Origin of the sequence: Sphingomonas sp. LHG3443-2, assembly GCF_049896405.1 — a bacterium.
Lineage (GTDB): Bacteria > Pseudomonadota > Alphaproteobacteria > Sphingomonadales > Sphingomonadaceae > Sphingomicrobium.
In genome coordinates, this window is sequence record NZ_JAFCUG010000001.1 from 478748 (window position 1) to 493880 (window position 15133).

At 67.0% G+C, this 15133-nt stretch carries 13 protein-coding genes and 1 tRNA gene; 3 read left to right on the plus strand and 11 right to left on the minus strand.

Features of this window, described 5'->3' with window-relative positions; genetic code table 11:
• Positions 1-15: 15 nt before the first annotated feature.
• The 8 genes from ACP69Z_RS02365 to ACP69Z_RS02400 form a co-directional block, all read right to left on the minus strand.
• The gene (locus ACP69Z_RS02365) at positions 16-846 is read right to left on the minus strand and encodes a sugar phosphate isomerase/epimerase family protein (protein WP_426265947.1); all 831 of its coding nucleotides are present in this window, start codon (positions 844-846) and stop codon (positions 16-18) included.
• Positions 843-2339: a YcaO-like family protein gene (locus ACP69Z_RS02370; protein ID WP_426265948.1), complete on the minus strand. Its 1497-nt coding sequence runs from the start codon at positions 2337-2339 to the stop codon at positions 843-845. Before ACP69Z_RS02370 ends, ACP69Z_RS02365 begins: the two co-directional genes overlap by 4 nt.
• Positions 2336-3154, minus strand: coding sequence for a hypothetical protein (locus tag ACP69Z_RS02375; protein ID WP_426265949.1), 819 nt, complete (start codon positions 3152-3154; stop codon positions 2336-2338). The genes ACP69Z_RS02370 and ACP69Z_RS02375 overlap by 4 nt, the downstream gene beginning before the upstream one ends.
• Complete coding sequence (locus ACP69Z_RS02380; RefSeq protein WP_426265950.1) at positions 3145-4143, minus strand: Gfo/Idh/MocA family protein; 999 nt, start codon at positions 4141-4143, stop codon at positions 3145-3147. Before ACP69Z_RS02380 ends, ACP69Z_RS02375 begins: the two co-directional genes overlap by 10 nt.
• Positions 4143-5249: a methyltransferase domain-containing protein gene (locus tag ACP69Z_RS02385; protein WP_426265951.1), complete on the minus strand. Its 1107-nt coding sequence runs from the start codon at positions 5247-5249 to the stop codon at positions 4143-4145. The genes ACP69Z_RS02380 and ACP69Z_RS02385 overlap by 1 nt, the downstream gene beginning before the upstream one ends.
• Entirely contained in the window at positions 5246-6193 is a 948-nt protein-coding gene (locus tag ACP69Z_RS02390; RefSeq protein WP_426265952.1) for a hypothetical protein, read from the minus strand. Before ACP69Z_RS02390 ends, ACP69Z_RS02385 begins: the two co-directional genes overlap by 4 nt.
• The gene (locus tag ACP69Z_RS02395) at positions 6175-7353 is read right to left on the minus strand and encodes an inositol-3-phosphate synthase (RefSeq protein WP_426265953.1); all 1179 of its coding nucleotides are present in this window, start codon (positions 7351-7353) and stop codon (positions 6175-6177) included. Before ACP69Z_RS02395 ends, ACP69Z_RS02390 begins: the two co-directional genes overlap by 19 nt.
• A 130-nt stretch (positions 7354-7483) precedes the next feature.
• The gene (locus ACP69Z_RS02400) at positions 7484-8254 is read right to left on the minus strand and encodes a Crp/Fnr family transcriptional regulator (protein WP_426265954.1); all 771 of its coding nucleotides are present in this window, start codon (positions 8252-8254) and stop codon (positions 7484-7486) included.
• Positions 8255-8365: 111 nt separating this feature from the next.
• Between ACP69Z_RS02400 and ACP69Z_RS02405 the strand changes: the two genes are divergently transcribed.
• Positions 8366-9673, plus strand: a complete 1308-nt coding sequence (locus ACP69Z_RS02405) for an MFS transporter (RefSeq protein WP_426265955.1) — start codon at positions 8366-8368, stop codon at positions 9671-9673.
• A 28-nt stretch (positions 9674-9701) separates the two neighbouring features.
• Here the strand turns inward: ACP69Z_RS02405 and ACP69Z_RS02410 are convergent.
• The 3 genes from ACP69Z_RS02410 to ACP69Z_RS02420 all read right to left on the minus strand — a co-directional run bounded on the left by ACP69Z_RS02410 (position 9702) and on the right by ACP69Z_RS02420 (position 11548).
• Positions 9702-9778: transfer RNA gene (locus ACP69Z_RS02410), tRNA-Pro, on the minus strand.
• A 72-nt stretch (positions 9779-9850) separates the two neighbouring features.
• Entirely contained in the window at positions 9851-11158 is a 1308-nt protein-coding gene (locus ACP69Z_RS02415; RefSeq protein WP_426265956.1) for an FAD-dependent oxidoreductase, read from the minus strand.
• Positions 11159-11227: 69 nt separating this feature from the next.
• Positions 11228-11548: a polyhydroxyalkanoic acid system family protein gene (locus ACP69Z_RS02420; RefSeq protein ID WP_426265957.1), complete on the minus strand. Its 321-nt coding sequence runs from the start codon at positions 11546-11548 to the stop codon at positions 11228-11230.
• A gap of 60 nt (positions 11549-11608) precedes the next feature.
• Between ACP69Z_RS02420 and ACP69Z_RS02425 the strand changes: the two genes are divergently transcribed.
• Together ACP69Z_RS02425 and clpB are read left to right on the plus strand one after the other, a co-directional pair.
• Positions 11609-12436, plus strand: a complete 828-nt coding sequence (locus ACP69Z_RS02425) for a hypothetical protein (protein WP_426265958.1) — start codon at positions 11609-11611, stop codon at positions 12434-12436.
• A 63-nt stretch (positions 12437-12499) separates the two neighbouring features.
• Positions 12500-15100 carry an ATP-dependent chaperone ClpB gene (gene clpB / locus ACP69Z_RS02430; RefSeq protein WP_426265959.1) on the plus strand — a complete coding sequence of 867 codons (2601 nt, stop codon included), beginning with the start codon at positions 12500-12502 and terminating at the stop codon, positions 15098-15100.
• The last annotated feature ends 33 nt before the right edge of the window (positions 15101-15133 follow it).

The following is a 15133-nucleotide window of genomic DNA, read 5'->3' on the forward strand; positions in this document are numbered from 1 at the left end:
TGACGAAACAAATTCTCACGCGCCCGCGGCTCGCAAGGCGGCAGCGGCTTGGGGAATGGCGAGATGTGCGCGGGGGCTTTCGCGGCTGTATTCGACGCAGACGAGGCCGGTGAAGGTGATGGCGTTCAGCGCGGCCACCACGGCGGGAAGGTCCATGTCGCCTTCGCCGAACGGCAGGTGCGTGTGGTCGCCGATCTTCATGTCTTCCACCGACACCGTGCCGAGCCGGTCGGCATAGTCGCGAACCGCCTGGTCGGGCGCAATGTCCTGGGTGACGAGGCAATGGCCGGTGTCGAGCGCCAGGCGAAGCGACGGATGCTGCTCGGCGACGACGGCATAGTCGCTGACCGTTTCGACCAGCATCCCAGGTTCGGGTTCGAGACTGATGGCGACCTGCTTCTCACCCGCATGGTCGCAGACCGCGCAGAGGCCGTCGTGAAGCCACCTCATCGCCTGTTCGCGCGGGACCTCTGGCTTGGGAACGCCGGCCCAGAAGGACACGGTCTCGCTGCCGAGGATGGCTGCGATGTCGATGGATCGGCAAAGGAACTCGACCCGCCGCGCCCGCCCGTCCGCCGCCGGGTTGAGCAGGGTCGGCTCATGCTTCTCCCGCGGGCTGAGGAGGTAGCGGGCGCCGGTCTCGATCACGCTTCCGAGGCCGAGATCGTCGAGGCGGCCCTTCAGCCGCTCGGCCTGCTGCTGCCAATCGTCCGCGAAGGGGTCGAGATGATGGTGATCAAGCGTCAGCGCGACACCCTGGTAGCCGCTGTCGGCAATCAGCCAGATCGCATCGTCCAGCCGATGGCTGGACGCGCCATTGGTGTTGTAGGCGAGGCGCAGGGTCATGCCGGCTCCATCACCGCCGCGGCGACATGATGGGCTTCGGGTTCGCGGTAGAGCGGGTACAGAGGGCCCACCAGCTCGGCCGCGCGCTCCACGTCGAACCAAGGCTGACCGCCGAGCCGGTCCAGCGCCTCCTCCGTCAGCCGCACAGGACGGCGCGCAGGCGTGGTCGGGCCGAAGCCGACGAGCCCGAGATCACGATCAAGAAGCTTGCGTGTATTGCGCTCGCCGATCCGGGCGTAGCTCATCGTTTCGACTTCGAGCCCGGGCACGATCACCTTGACGCAGGCGAGGTCGACGCCGGGCGGGGACATGTCGACGTAGAGGAGGTCCATGCCCGCCGCGGTGACAGCGTCGATGGTTGCCCGGGCGCGGGCCGAGCCGTCGTCGATGGTAGCGGCGGGCAGCTCGGCGAAGCTCTTGCGGCGCTGCACGGAATGGACATTGTCCGAAAGCCAACCGGCAAGCTCCCGCGCCGGCGTTTGGGTCCACTCGGCCATTGCCCGAAACGCGCGCGGGTCGCTCGACTTGGCCGCAGCGCCGCTCCGCGCCAGGAAACGCTCGACATAGCCTGCCGGCGCGACGCGCTCTGCCAGCGCGCGAGGGCCGTGGGCGAATGCCTTGCGGGCCCGCGAGGCGGCGAACTCACAAAGCGCCTTGTCGAGCGCCTGTCCGCGGTCGGGATGCGCGGCTTCCCCGCAACCGGTCAGCATGATCGGGGTGGGCGGTTCGCGCTCGCCCCGTTCGCGGCCGACACAATAAAGGTTGGCGATGCCGAATTCATCAGTGGCGAACTTGGGCATGATCTCGATCCCCGCCGCCTCGTATCGATGCAGCAGCGCCTGGGTCTGGGGCGGAAGCGCAGCCGGAAGATCGAGCAGCACGCCCTGATCGAGCGCGCGGAACAGGAGGCCGTTGCCGTCGCGTTGCAGGAGCTCGAGCAAGCCATGCCCGACCGCCCATTCAAGGTCGGGACCGGCGCCCATCCCGTTGGAGATGATGGTGGTGAACGGACGGTAATGCGGCGACAGCTCCTTGGAGGAATAGGCCGCAAGGTCGATCGGCACGAGCACGGTGGAGCCGTCGCCCCACCGCGTCGCTTCCACCCAGTCGAGCGGCGTGTGGCGGCCGACCAGCGAGCCGGCGGGAAGGCACAGGGTCAGCGGATCGGCGACGCTTCTCTCGCCCAGCACGGTGGCGAGCTCGACATAGCTTCCGCGCGTCTTGGTTCGCGCGGACAGGCTGAGCGTCGGGAACACCATCTCGGCGATTTCGCCCAGTGCCCCGAGCACCGCCTGGCCTTCGTCGCGGCCGTAGCCGACGCCATACGGCATGATGCCGTCGAGCGCCGGATCGTCCGGGAACAATGCCACCACCCAGACCGGGATGCCGATATTGTCGAGCTCGGTCAGCGGAAAGGCGACCAGCTCTCCCGGCGGGAAAGCATCGCGGTAGGCAGCGGCCGCGGGCGGCAGATGCGGCGGCAGGCCGGTCACAGCGGCATCCTCTTGACGCCCGGCGGCCGCGACAGCGCTTCGTCGAGGACGCGAAGTGCCGTGTCGCGCCCGACTTCCGGCGCATATTCGAACGGCGTCAGCACGGCGTCGAAAGCGAGCGGGGCGATGACCTCGCGGTAGCGGCTGAGTTCGGCATGGGTGAGCGGAATGTCCTTGTGAAAGGCCTTGTGGCTGCTGATCGCGTGGGAGCGGCCGTCCTTGTCCTGGTCGACCTTGAACATGTCGCCGCAAAACAGGCGGCGTTGGGCCAAGTCGTGGAGCACCGCCTGTCCCGCATAATGCCCGCCGACGAGATGCAGGACGTAGCCGGGCGCAAGCTCCAGCGCGTCGTCATACGGCGCGGTGACCCGGAACGCCTTGGTCATGCCAAGGTCCTCACGCTGGATCGCCAGCAGCTCGGGCGCAAACTCGCGCTGAAGCTGGAACAGCGCGCCGTAGCCGTGGGCGTGACTGGCGGCGAGAAAGCGGATGCCGCCGAATGCGCGCAGCTGTTCCAGCATGACCGCCGAATAATAAGGCGCCGCTTCGAAGGCGATGTTGCCACCCTCGCGCACGATCAACCAGCCGGTCCCCGCGAGGCCAAGATTGGGCGCGGTGGTGAAGGCCCACAGATCGTCCGCAACCTGCCGGACCGTGCCGTCGTGGGTGGCGGCAACCTCGGCTTCGGGCAGGAAGTGCCAGCCGTCCTCCGGCAGGTCGTTGCGGACGTCGGTGCATACCGGGCAGTCGGGCGGGACCGCGAAATGAAGCTGCCAGAACCCGCAGTTCGCACAGGCATAGTGGCTCAAAGGCATCCCCGGGCCTCCTCGTGCGCGGCGGTGAACAGACGCATCAGCCTGAGGTCGCGTTCGCCGCAAAAATCGTGGGCCGCGCCGCTGACTGCTGCGGCAAAGGCGAGCGCTTGGGCGGTGAAGGGCGACAAGCCGGGATCGAACGGGATGGACCTGCCCGTTCCGCTGCGGCCGCAGATGAGCTCGGCCGAGCCGCCCGCGCTTTGTCCCATGGTGTCGAGCGCGACGATCATGCCGCGGTCGCCGAGGATCTCGAGCCGGCGGCGGGGCAGCACTTCGGGGCAGTTGTAGGCGACGTGGCTTTGCAGCAGCGCGCCGCTCGCGAACCGCCCGATCAGCATGCCGCCGTCATCGACCGGATAATCGTGCACCCGGCGCTGAAGCGTGATCTGCAACCGGTCTAGCGGCTCACCGACCAGCATCTCGGCGAGATCGAGGCCGTGGAGGGCAAGATCGATCACAGCGCCGCCGCCGGCGGCCTGCGGATCGGCGCGCCAGTTGGAGGCCTCCACCTGGCCCGGTGGTCGCCATGCAGGATCGACCCAGCAGGCATAGGCAATGCGCACGGCGGTCACCTGTCCGATCGTGCCGGCGGCGACCTCCTTTCGGATGGCTCGGTGTGCGGGATGATGGCGCTGGTCGAAAGCGGTGCCGTAGGTGATCCCGCGCGCCGCCGACACCAGCGCTTCGGCCTGGTCGAGGGTCGCGGCAATCGGCTTTTCGCAAAGGATGGCGGTGCCGCTGGCAGCAGCTTCGGCGACGGGCGGCAGGTGAAGGTGGTTGGGAGTTGCGATGTAGATGGCGTCGGGCCGCTGCTGCAGCAGATCGTGCATCCCGCTCCAGGCGGGGGTCCCAGCCTGCTCCGCACGGATCCGAGCAGCGGGTGACGGATCGGCGACGCCGACGAGCTCGTGCCCCGCGGCAGCGATCGCTGGCAGCATGTGGTCGCGGGCGACCCAGCCGAACCCGGCGATACCCCAGCGAAAGCTCATCACCAGCGCTCCGGCAAGTCGACCAGCTCGCGGCGGCGCACAGCGTCGATCCATTCAGGCGCCATGAGCGTGCGATCGGGCAAGTCGGCGCGGCAGGCGTAGGTGACGCGTCCGCCATATTCGTCGGCGTAGCGCTCACTCGGCCAGGCAGGCGCGCCTCCGATGCACAGCGGATTGCGGGTGAGTGATGCGCCGCTCAGCGGCATGCCGAGGGGCCCGGGCTCGGACGCGGGTGGTCCGATGGCGATGCCGAAGGCTTCGGTTTTGTCGCCGTGGAACGGCTCCGGCAGGCGGCCCGAAGCTCCGCAGGCAGTCAGTTCCTCGTCGGCGTAGAGGGTTGCGTCGGGGAACAGGTCCTCGACTTCGAGCCTCGTCATCCCCTCGCCGGTCGACAGGTTCGGGTGCTGGCTGTTGTGGACATGGGCGAGTGCAACGGTAGCGGCCGCCTCAAGGAGCTGCGCTGCGACGTGCGGCTTGTTGCCGAGGAAGTAGAAAGCGTCGTGGCAGAGGGCGAGGTCGGTCCGTAGCCGCACCGGCCACGGCTGCTCGGCATCGAAGCAGACGAGCTCCGCTTCCGGTGCGACCCAATGGCGCGCGACCCATAATTTGGCGAATACCAGATCCGCGCCGATCGCCCGGACGCCTACCTGACAGAGCGCGCGCAGATAGTGGCCGATCCCGCATGCCAGCTCGAATGCGGTAGCGGGCGCGGTCCAGTGCGCGTCGAGCAGCGCCAGCCCCGCGACATAGGTCGGGTCGCTCCAGCGATGCGCGAAATAGTCGCCGACCCGGCCCCAACCGAGCAGCGCCATCGCCTCGCGCAGGGTCAGCGTCCCGCGGCGGTCGACGAGGTCGCGGAGCTGCGCGGGTGGCGGTGGCGGCTCGTTCCACCAGCGATCGTTCTCCGCCAGCAGCAGCACGAGTGCGGCGGAAGACTCGCCTCTGTCGAGATGCGCCAGCAACCTCGCGGCGAGTTCCTCAGAGCCGACACGAAGATAGGGGATGTCGTCGATCACCGGCCAGCGCTCGCTGGTTCCGTCGCTCAGCGAGTGCGCGCTGTCGCGGTGAAGCGGCTTTCCGCTGAGCGGAGATACGAGCTCGATCAAAGCAGGCCGCCCTCGGCCAGCGTGCGATCGTGGAAGTCCTTGACGGGGCCGGCGTGCACCAGATGATGTTCGTGAAGCACGCTCTCCATGGTCGCTTCGCGGGTGACCAGATGCTGCTCGATCTCCAGCACGCGGTCGATCACGTCGGCGGCGTTGAAGCAGCGGCCTTCCGGCGTTTCCGCAATGCCGATTGGCGCGAGTGCTTCGGCGAAGCGGGCGCGCAGGTCCGGGGCAAGCTCTGCCATGGCGAACAGGCGGGCACGTTCGATCACACCGTCCAGCAGGTCGCCCAGCATGACCTCGCCGGTGAAGCCACTGTCGGGCATGGCGGCGTTGTGGAAATGGTGGCCAATGCCGGCGAGAAAGGCCTGAGACGGATCGGCGTCGTAGAGCGGCGACAGCAGCACGGCGTAGAGTGCCACGGTGATGCTGTGCTCGGCATGGTTCTCGGCCGGTTGCAGCATCAGCCGCGGTTTGCCGGGGCAGGTCACCCCGGCGCGCGGCTGTTCGCTGAGAGCAAGCACGAACGGCGGCAGCCGGTTGGAAGGGACGTCGTTTCCAAGCGCCGCACGCAGGTCGGCGGCGAGCCCTGCATGGACTTCCTCTGCCACGGCATCGAAGCTGCGCTGTAGCACCTCCACCGCTTCGGCGTGCGTCAAACCGAGTTCCCGAAGCTTCGCCGCGTCGAGATCACCCAGCCGCGCCGCCGCCAACGCCGCGGCGACGGTGCCGCGCATGACGTCGCCCGGCTCGGCACCGGCAATCAGCGCGCTCCAGGCCTGCCCGAACAAGCGTGTCGCGATCGAGCCGGCGCGTCCGGCCGAGGTTATCCGCTTGAGGTGGCCAAGCTCTCGCAACAGCGGCATCAGGGCCGCCGCGCCCGTCACCTCCGCCGGCACGTCGCGCCCGCGTGCTGCCTGCAGCATCAGCTGCGGCCCAGCCACTCGTCGAGGATCAGCTGCTGCTCGAACAGGGCATGTTCCGCGTCGCGTCCGTCACGCGTCTGCGGCGCCTTGAAGAATATCCCGAGCTGCTCCTGGACGCCGCCTTCGCCGCGCTCCTGTGCAAGGCCGAGCACACGCGCGATCTCGATTACCAGCGGCGCTGCAAGCACCGAATCCTTGCACAGGAAATTGACCTTGAGCTGCATCTTCTGCCCGAGAAAGCCGGTGACATCGATATTGTCCCACGCTTCCTTGTCGTCGCCGCGCGGGCGGTAATAGTGGATCATCACGATGTGGTCCTCGACCGGGTAGCCGAGGAGGTGCTCCAGCAGTTCGGTCTTGGTATTGAGCTTGGATTGCAGGCTTTTGGGATCGTCCAGCGCCTTGCCATCCGAGTTGCCGAGGATGTTGGTGGAGAACCAGCCGTCGACGTGCAGCGCCCGCTGGCGGAGCGCAGGGGCGATGACGGTCTTCATCATCGTCTGCCCGGTCTTGCCGTCCTTGCCCGCAACGGGGACGTTGAGTTTGCGGGCAAGGTCGGCAAGAGGCGCCGCGTCAGCCGCGACGGAGGGCGAGAAGTTGGCGTAAGGCGTGTCCGCGCCGATCGCGGCGTAGGCATAGAGCATCGCGGGGCTGATCGCCGGGTCGTCGGCATCGAGCCCGCGCTCGAACGCATCGAGGTTGGCAAGGCTTGGCGCATGGAGGTCGGGTACGCGCTCGGTCGAGGCGAGATTCACCATCACCACGCGGTCGAGCTGCTGGTCGGTGCGAAAGCGCTTGAGATCGCCGCGAATGATGTCCACGGCTTGGCGGTGGCTGTCGGCCGCGATCTTGTTGCCACCGTCGATATTGGCGCAGAAGTCGGTGCTTCCGACCGCTGGCCACGGCTTCATGCCCTTGAGCGAGGACGCGCCATCCGACAGCTCTTTTTCGCCGATCACGCCATGGCGCATGGCGCAGCGATCGAGCGTTTCATCGGCCAGGTCCCAGCCGCCGAAAACCATGTCGCGGTAGCCGGCCATGCCGCTGACGGTGCGGTCGGCGAGCGGCAGTCCGGCAAGGCTGTTCGACCCGGCCTTGATCATCTCCACGCCCGCAATCGCAGTGGTCGCGACGGCGCCGCCTACTCCCACGATGGCTACACCCAAACGACCGGCCATGAGCTCTTCTCCCCGACGTTCCTCCCCCGAATGTCAGGAGAAGCCTTTGCATGAGGAAGAGCCGGCAGGCGGCGGCGGGCCCGAACTTTGTTGGGCTAGATGAACATTTGTTCAGAACCGATGATCTAGGTCATTGCGCGGCCGTAGCGCGTTGATTCAGATCACTTCGGTTGGCGGTTGGCGGCAGCCAGTCGGTGGCCACATGCCCGTAGCGGTCCTTGAAACCGACCAGCTCGGCCAACGCTTCGACATCGCTGATCCGGATCATCTTGCCGTCGCGTTCCAGGAGGCCGGTATTCTCCAACGCGCGAAGCGAGCGATTCACATGCTCCTTGGTCAGCCCGACCGCATCGCCAAGATCCTGCTGGGTGAGCGGGAGCTCGAACGCCGAGCCGGTGAGCTGATCGACCACCCGAAGGCGCGAATAGATGTCGAGCAGCAAGGTGGCGACGCGGGTCTGCCCGTCGGTCCGTCCGACCGACGTCAGGCGGTCGGCCATGGCGACCTGCTCCGAAGCGCTGATCCCGAACAACATGGCGCCAAGCCGCGGATGCTCCTGGAACAGCCGGCCGAGCAGTTGGCGCGGCAACTCGTAGAGCGTGCACGCGCTTACTGCCGTCAGGGTCGCCGCGCTGTAGCCCCAGGCGATGGAAAAGGTCGTGGTGACGTCGCCCACGAAATAGAAGCGCAGGATCTGACGCGCGCCATCGGGCAATTTGACCGAGCCGTGCAGCCAGCCCGAGGCGACCACGTGAAGGAGGTCGAACGTCTCGCCTTCGCGAACCACGACCTCGCCCGCCGCAAAATGCCGTTCGCGCCGCTCCAGCCATTGCAGGGCGTCCCGCTCGGCGAAGCTGAGGGTGAGATGCTGACCGAGTCGCTGTTCGAGAGCCGAGGACATGCCGCTTCTATGACGGAGTGGGTAGCTGCCATTCAAGTCTTGCCGAGCGGACATGGGTGACGGCTCGCCGCCGATTGGCCGGAACGAAGGGCTGCCTCTAAGACAGGCCGGATGCGTCCCTTTCACCTGATCCTTGTCAACAGCCTGATCCAGAACGTAACCAACTTCACGGTGTGGTTCGCACTGGTGTTCTGGGCTTTTCTCGAGACAAGGTCGGTGCTGGTGACCGGGGTCGTCGGCGGCATCTACATGCTGTTCACCGCGGGTCTCGCCATGTGGTTCGGAAGCCTTGTCGACCACCATCGCAAGAAGCATGTCATGCTGGCGTCGAGCGCGGCGTCGTTCGCTCTCTATGCGCTCGCTTATGCCGCCCGGTTTGCCCTTCCCGACGCGCGGATGAGTGACGAGGGTGACTGGCCCTTGTGGCTGTTCATCGTGCTGGTGATGAGCGGCGTAATTGCGGGCAACATCCGGATGATCGCGCTCCCGACGCTGGTCACCGCGATGATCCCCGAGCCGGAACGAGCCAAGGCCAACGGCCTCGTAGGCATGGTCAACGGGGTCGGCTTCGTAGTTACCTCGGCGGCGAGCGGTCTCCTGGTCGGCTGGAGCGGGATGGAAGGCACCTTGCTGGTCGCGCTCGCGCTTACCGCGGTGGCGCTGGTGCACCTTTTGACCGTGCGCTTCGACGAGGAGCCCGCCTCTGCCACCGAGGAGAAGACGGGCAGCAAGATCGACCTTCGCGGCACGATCGCGGTGATCGCCGCGGTGCCGGGCCTGTTCGCGTTGATCTTCTTCACCTCATTCAACAACCTCCTCGGCGGCGTCTTCATGGCGCTGCTCGATGCTTATGGCTTGTCGCTGATGAGCGTGCAGCAATGGGGCCTGCTGTGGGCGGTGGTGTCGTGCGGCTTCGTGTTGAGCGGCTTCGTGATCTCGCGCGTCGGCCTCGCCCGCAATCCGCTGCGCACGTTGCTACTGGTGAACGTGATCGTGTGGTCGGTGGCAGCGGTGTTCACCCTGCAATCGTCGATTGTGGCGCTGGGGATCGGCTGCTTCGTGTGGCTGTTCCTGTTTCCCTTTGCCGAAGCTGCCGAGCAGACCGCGCTGCAGAAACTGGTCCCGTTCGAACGTCAGGGGCGCGTGTTCGGCTTTGCGCAATCGGTCGAGCAGGCGGCTGCTCCCCTCACTGCCTTCGTGGTCGGACCGCTGACGCAGATCTTTGTCATTCCTTTCATGTCCACCGGCGCCGGCGCGCGGGCAGTGGGCAGCTGGTACGGCACGGGGCCCGAACGCGGCATGGCGTTGATGTTTACGATTGCCGGGCTGCTCGGCGTGGTCGCGGCGCTGCTCGCGTTGCGGTCAGGCTCGTACCGGCGGCTGTCGGCGGCTTATTTGCGAGAGGCGAGCGCGAACTGATCGCGTGGCGGCGGCGGTCAGAAGAAAGTGGTCGGGGAGAGAGGATTCGAACCTCCGGCCCCTGCCTCCCGAAGACAGTGCTCTACCAGGCTGAGCTACTCCCCGACCGGAACCCGCGTTGAAGCGGGAACCAAGGCGGGGCGGTCTTTAGGGGGCGGTTCTCACCGACGCAAGCGCCTAATGGCCGCCTGCCTTGAGCAGATCGGGAACGCGGACAAGCTTCTCGCGCGGCGCGCCGGTGCGGGCGGCGGCGACTTCGGCGGCTTCGATCTTTTGCCAGTCGGCGAACAGCACCGGATCGCAGCCGCGGCTGGCCAAGAGGCGGTCGAGTCCGGCAGCACCGTCGCGGCCGCTGTCCGCCCCTCCCGGCGGAAACGCGGCATCGATCGCTTCCGCCACCGCAAAGCCGTCAGGTCTGTTGGTGCCGATGGTGCCGGTCGGCCCACGCCGGGCCCAACCGACCGCGAACATGCGGTCTTCGACCAGCCCCTCGCGGTTGGCATAGCGGCCGAGCGCCTCGTCGTAAGGCACGCCGGGGATCGGCGGCGAAGCGTAGCCGATGCAGCTGATGACGAGGCCAGCGGGCAATTCATAGGTCTGTCCCGTGCCGCGGGCCTGGCCGTCGGGGCCGAGCGCGGTGCGTTCGACGATCACCCGCTCGGCACGGCCGTCGCCTTCGATGGCGAGCGGCTTGGCGAAGAAGGCGAAGCTGATCGTCCGCGGCTTGGAGCCGTCCGGCGGCGACGCGGCGAACCCGCGCAGCAGTTCGACGCTCTTGCGCTGGCCGGGATCGAGCGCGGCGTCGGTGCCGGCGGGCGGGAAATCGTCGGAATCGACCAGCGGGGCGGCGGCTTCGAGCTTGCCGAGTTCGCCAAGCTCCTTCGGCGTCATGGCGATCTGGTGGGGGCCGCGGCGGCCGACGACGGTGATCGAGCGGATCTGGCTCGATGCCAGCGCCTCGAAGGCATGGGCGACGATGTCCGAACCGACGAACTCGGCCGGGGTCTTGGCGAGGATACGCGCGCAATCGAGCGCCACGTTGCCGTTGCCGATGATCACCGCATGGCTTTGATCGAGCGGCGGGGCGAGGTCGGCGAAGTCGGGATGGCCGTTGTACCAGCCGACGAACGCCGCCGAACCGACCACCCCTGGCAGGTCGTCCCCCGGTATGCCGAGGCGGCGGTCGAGCGGGGCGCCGGTCGCCAGCACGACGGCGTCGTAATAATGCAGCAGCTCTTCGGTGGAGACATCGGCGCCGAGGTGAACGTTGCCGAGGAAGCGGACGCCGGGGGTCAGCGCCACCTTCTCGTAGCGGCGGGCGACGGCTTTGATCGATTGGTGATCGGGCGCGACGCCAAAGCGGATCAGCCCATAGGGCACGGGCAGGCGGTCGATGATGTCGATCGCGACATCGCCCGATTTGATCAGTGCTTCGGCGGTGTAGAAGCCGGCGGGACCGGATCCGACAATGGCGACATGGCGCATAAGCCTGTTCCTTCCGGCAGGCAGACTGTCACTGCGCCGGGAGTGATGCAATCCACCGCCGCCAAGCGCTTACTTGGAACGATCTTCCAGCAGTAGCTCGCTGCCCTTGCTGCGCAGCGCCGCTTCGATTGGCTTGGCCATCATGCCAAGCAGGCCCGGCAGCGCCACGTGGACGCGGATCACCGCTTCCTCGACCTCGATCTTGGCTGACACCGACTGGCCCATCGCAGCGATGTCGAGATCGAGCCGGTCGCCCTGCCACTGGTGAGTGACTGCGGCGCCGCCCGGAATGAAGCCGGTGAGCTTGTGGATATTGCCCGCGATCCGCCGCCGCGCCTCCGTCTTACCGAGCTTGTGGGGGAGGTCGACGTGGATCGGCTGAGTGCTCATGCACGGCGAAGTGAGTGGCGTTCAGTGTCTTTTCAAGTTTGGCCGCGTTATCGTGGGGCAATGCGGCGCCTGCTGACCATCCTGTTCGCTTTTTCGCTGGCCGCGCCCGCGCCTGCACAGCCAGTTGCCGGCGTGGCGACAGGCACGCAGCCCATGCTGCTCCCAGCGCCGTGGAACCCGCTTGCCGATTATGTCGAGGCGGGTCAGGACGAACCCGGCTATCGTCAGTGGATCGCGAGCGCGCCGTGGCGGCTGGGGCAGGTCCGGCTGTTTCATGATTACCTGACGCAAAGCGGCGTGTCTTTCATTGCGCCGACCTGGCAATTGCTGCGCACGGCCAGCGACTGGCGCCGCTGCCGGGCGGAGCCGTTCGAGATCCCGCCGCAGGAAGAATGGGCGAACATCGTCAACACGCTCCGCTATGTGCGCGATCATGTGGTGCCCTATGTCGGCCCGGTCGAGCCGGTCAGCGTGTTCCGCAACGCCGCGCTCAATCGCTGCGCGGGCGGAGCCCCGGAGAGCGTGCATCGGTCGATGAGCGCGATCGACTTCGTGCCGCTGACGCCGATCGGGCGCGAGGCGATGATCGGGCGTCTGTGCGCCGAGCACCAGCGTCAGGGTCCGCGGTTCAATGCGGGGCTCGGCTTCTACACCAAGATGCGTTTCCACGTGGACAGCTGGAAATATCGCACCTGGGGCCGTGATGACCATGGCCACCTCGCCTGCCCCAAGGTGACGATCCCCGCCCCGGTGATCGCCGCCGCACCGTCCGGCGGTGTCGGTCCAAGCGAGAGCACCTCCGCCGCTATCATCAGCGCAACGCCGGTGCTGAAGCCGCGCGAGAGTGTGTCGACGCTGCCGGTCAAGGACCCGCTCGCGCCGCTCTAGGCCTCTTGTGTTGCCGATGGGCAACACTATCTTCCCCGCAGAAGAGAGGGGAAGCTCACACTCATGGATTTCGAGAAATTCACCGATCGCTCGCGCGGGTTCATTCAGGCCGCGCAGACCATCGCGGTGCGCGAGAACCACCAGCGCATCGCGCCTGCTCACATCCTGAAGGCACTGCTCGACGACGAGCAGGGCATGGCCGCGGGGCTGATCCAGGCTGCCGGTGGCGACCTCAAGACCGCACGCCGCGAAGTGGACGCGCTTGTCGCGCGGGAGCCCGCGGTCACCGGCTCGGGCGCGACCTCGGCGCCGGCGCTCGACGGCAACACCATTCGCATCCTCGATCAGGCGCAGGAACTCGCGCAGAAAGCGGGCGACAGCTTCGTCACGGTGGAGCGGATGCTGCTGGCGTTCGCGTTGGCAAAGGGCACGGGTGTCGGCGATGCGCTGGCTCGTGCAGGCGTGCAGCCGCAGGCGCTGAACGCCGCCATCGAGCAGCTGCGCAAGGGCCGCACCGCCGATACGCAGGGCGCCGAGGACCGCTACGACGCGCTGAAGAAATTCGCACGCGACCTCACCGCCGCGGCGCGCGAGGGCAAGCTTGATCCGGTCATCGGCCGCGACGAGGAGATCCGCCGCACCATCCAGGTGCTCGCCCGGCGAACCAAGAACAATCCGGTGCTGATCGGCGAACCGGGCGTCGGCAAGACTGCCATCGCCGAAGGCCTTGCGATCCGCATTGCCAATGGCGACGTGCCCGACGGGCTCAAGGACCGCCAGCTCCTCAGCCTCGACATGGGCTCGCTGATCGCAGGCGCCAAATATCGCGGTGAGTTCGAGGAGCGGCTGAAGGGCGTGCTCGACGAGGTTCGGCAGGCCGCCGGCGACATCATCCTGTTCATCGACGAGATGCACACGCTGGTTGGCGCCGGAAAGAGCGAGGGCGCGATGGACGCGTCCAACCTGCTCAAACCGGCGTTGGCGCGCGGCGAGCTGCATTGCATCGGCGCGACCACCCTCGACGAATATCGCAAGCATGTCGAAAAAGACCCGGCGCTGCAGCGGCGGTTCCAGCCGGTGATGGTGGGCGAGCCGACGGTCGAGGACACGATCTCGATCCTGCGCGGGCTGAAGGACAAGTACGCGCTGCACCACGGCATCAACATCACCGATGCCGCGCTGGTCGCGGCGGCGACGCTGTCGAATCGCTACATCTCCGACCGCTTCCTGCCCGACAAGGCGATCGATTTGATGGACGAGGCCGCCTCGCGCCTGCGGATGGAGGTCGAAAGCAAGCCCGAGGAGATCGAAAACCTCGACCGGCGGATCATCCAGCTCAAGATCGAGCGCGAGGCACTCCGCAAGGAAACCGACAAGGGGTCGAAGGACCGGCTGGCGATTCTCGAGCGCGAGCTTGCGAACCTCGAGCAGCAGTCGGCCGAGCTGACCACGCGCTGGCAAGGCGACAAGGACAAGATCGCCGCCGAGAGCAAGCTCAAGGAAGAGCTCGACGGGCTGCGCGTGGAGCTGGAACAGGCGCAGCGCAACGGCGACCTCGCCCGCGCCGGGGAGCTGCAATATGGCCGCATTCCGGAGCTGGAGCGCAAGTTGGCCGAAGCCAACGACAGCCAGGCCAACGCCATGCTGCGCGAGGAAGTGACGGCTGAAGATATCGCATCAGTCGTGTCGCGCTGGACTGGCATTCCGGTCGAGCGGATGATGGAAGGCGAGCGCGAGAAGCTGCTCCAGATGGAAAGCATCATCGGCAAGCGGGTGATCGGACAGGCCGAGGCGGTGAAGGCCGTTTCGACCGCAGTGCGCCGGGCCCGCGCCGGCCTTCAGGATCCGAACCGGCCACTGGGCTCGTTCCTGTTCCTCGGGCCGACCGGTGTCGGCAAGACCGAGCTGACCAAGGCGCTGGCCGAATTCCTGTTCGACGATCCCGCCGCCATGGTCCGCATCGACATGAGCGAGTTCATGGAGAAGCACAGCGTCGCGCGGCTGGTCGGCGCGCCTCCGGGCTATGTCGGCTACGAGGAAGGCGGCACGCTGACCGAGGCAGTGCGGCGTCGGCCCTATCAGGTCGTGCTGTTCGACGAGGTTGAGAAAGCGCATTCCGACGTCTTCAACATCCTGCTCCAGGTGCTGGACGACGGGCGGCTGACCGATGGGCAGGGGCGGACGGTGGACTTCACCAACACCCTGATCATCCTGACCTCGAACCTCGGTTCGCAATATCTCGCCAACCTCGGCGAGGACGAACCGGCGGACAAGGTCGAGGCCCAAGTGATGGAGGTCGTGCGCGGGCATTTCCGGCCCGAGTTTCTCAACCGGCTCGACGACATCATCCTGTTCCATCGCTTGTCGGCCAGCCACATGGCGCCGATCGTCGACATTCAGGTGCGGCGTCTCGGAAAGCTGCTGGAGGAGCGTGGGATCGTGCTCGACCTCACCGATGCGGCCAAGGCGTGGCTTGGACGAGTCGGCTATGACCCGGTCTATGGCGCGCGCCCGCTGAAGCGAGCGGTGCAGCGTTATCTGCAGGACCCGCTGGCCGATGCGATCCTCGCCGGGCGTGTGCGCGACGGGCAGGCGGTTCGGGTCGACGAAGGCGATGGCGCGCTGGTGCTGGAGCCTGCGGGCGAGGTCGCGGCGGCGGCTTGAGGCCGGGCTGGACAGGGATGGAGGCGCGCGGCA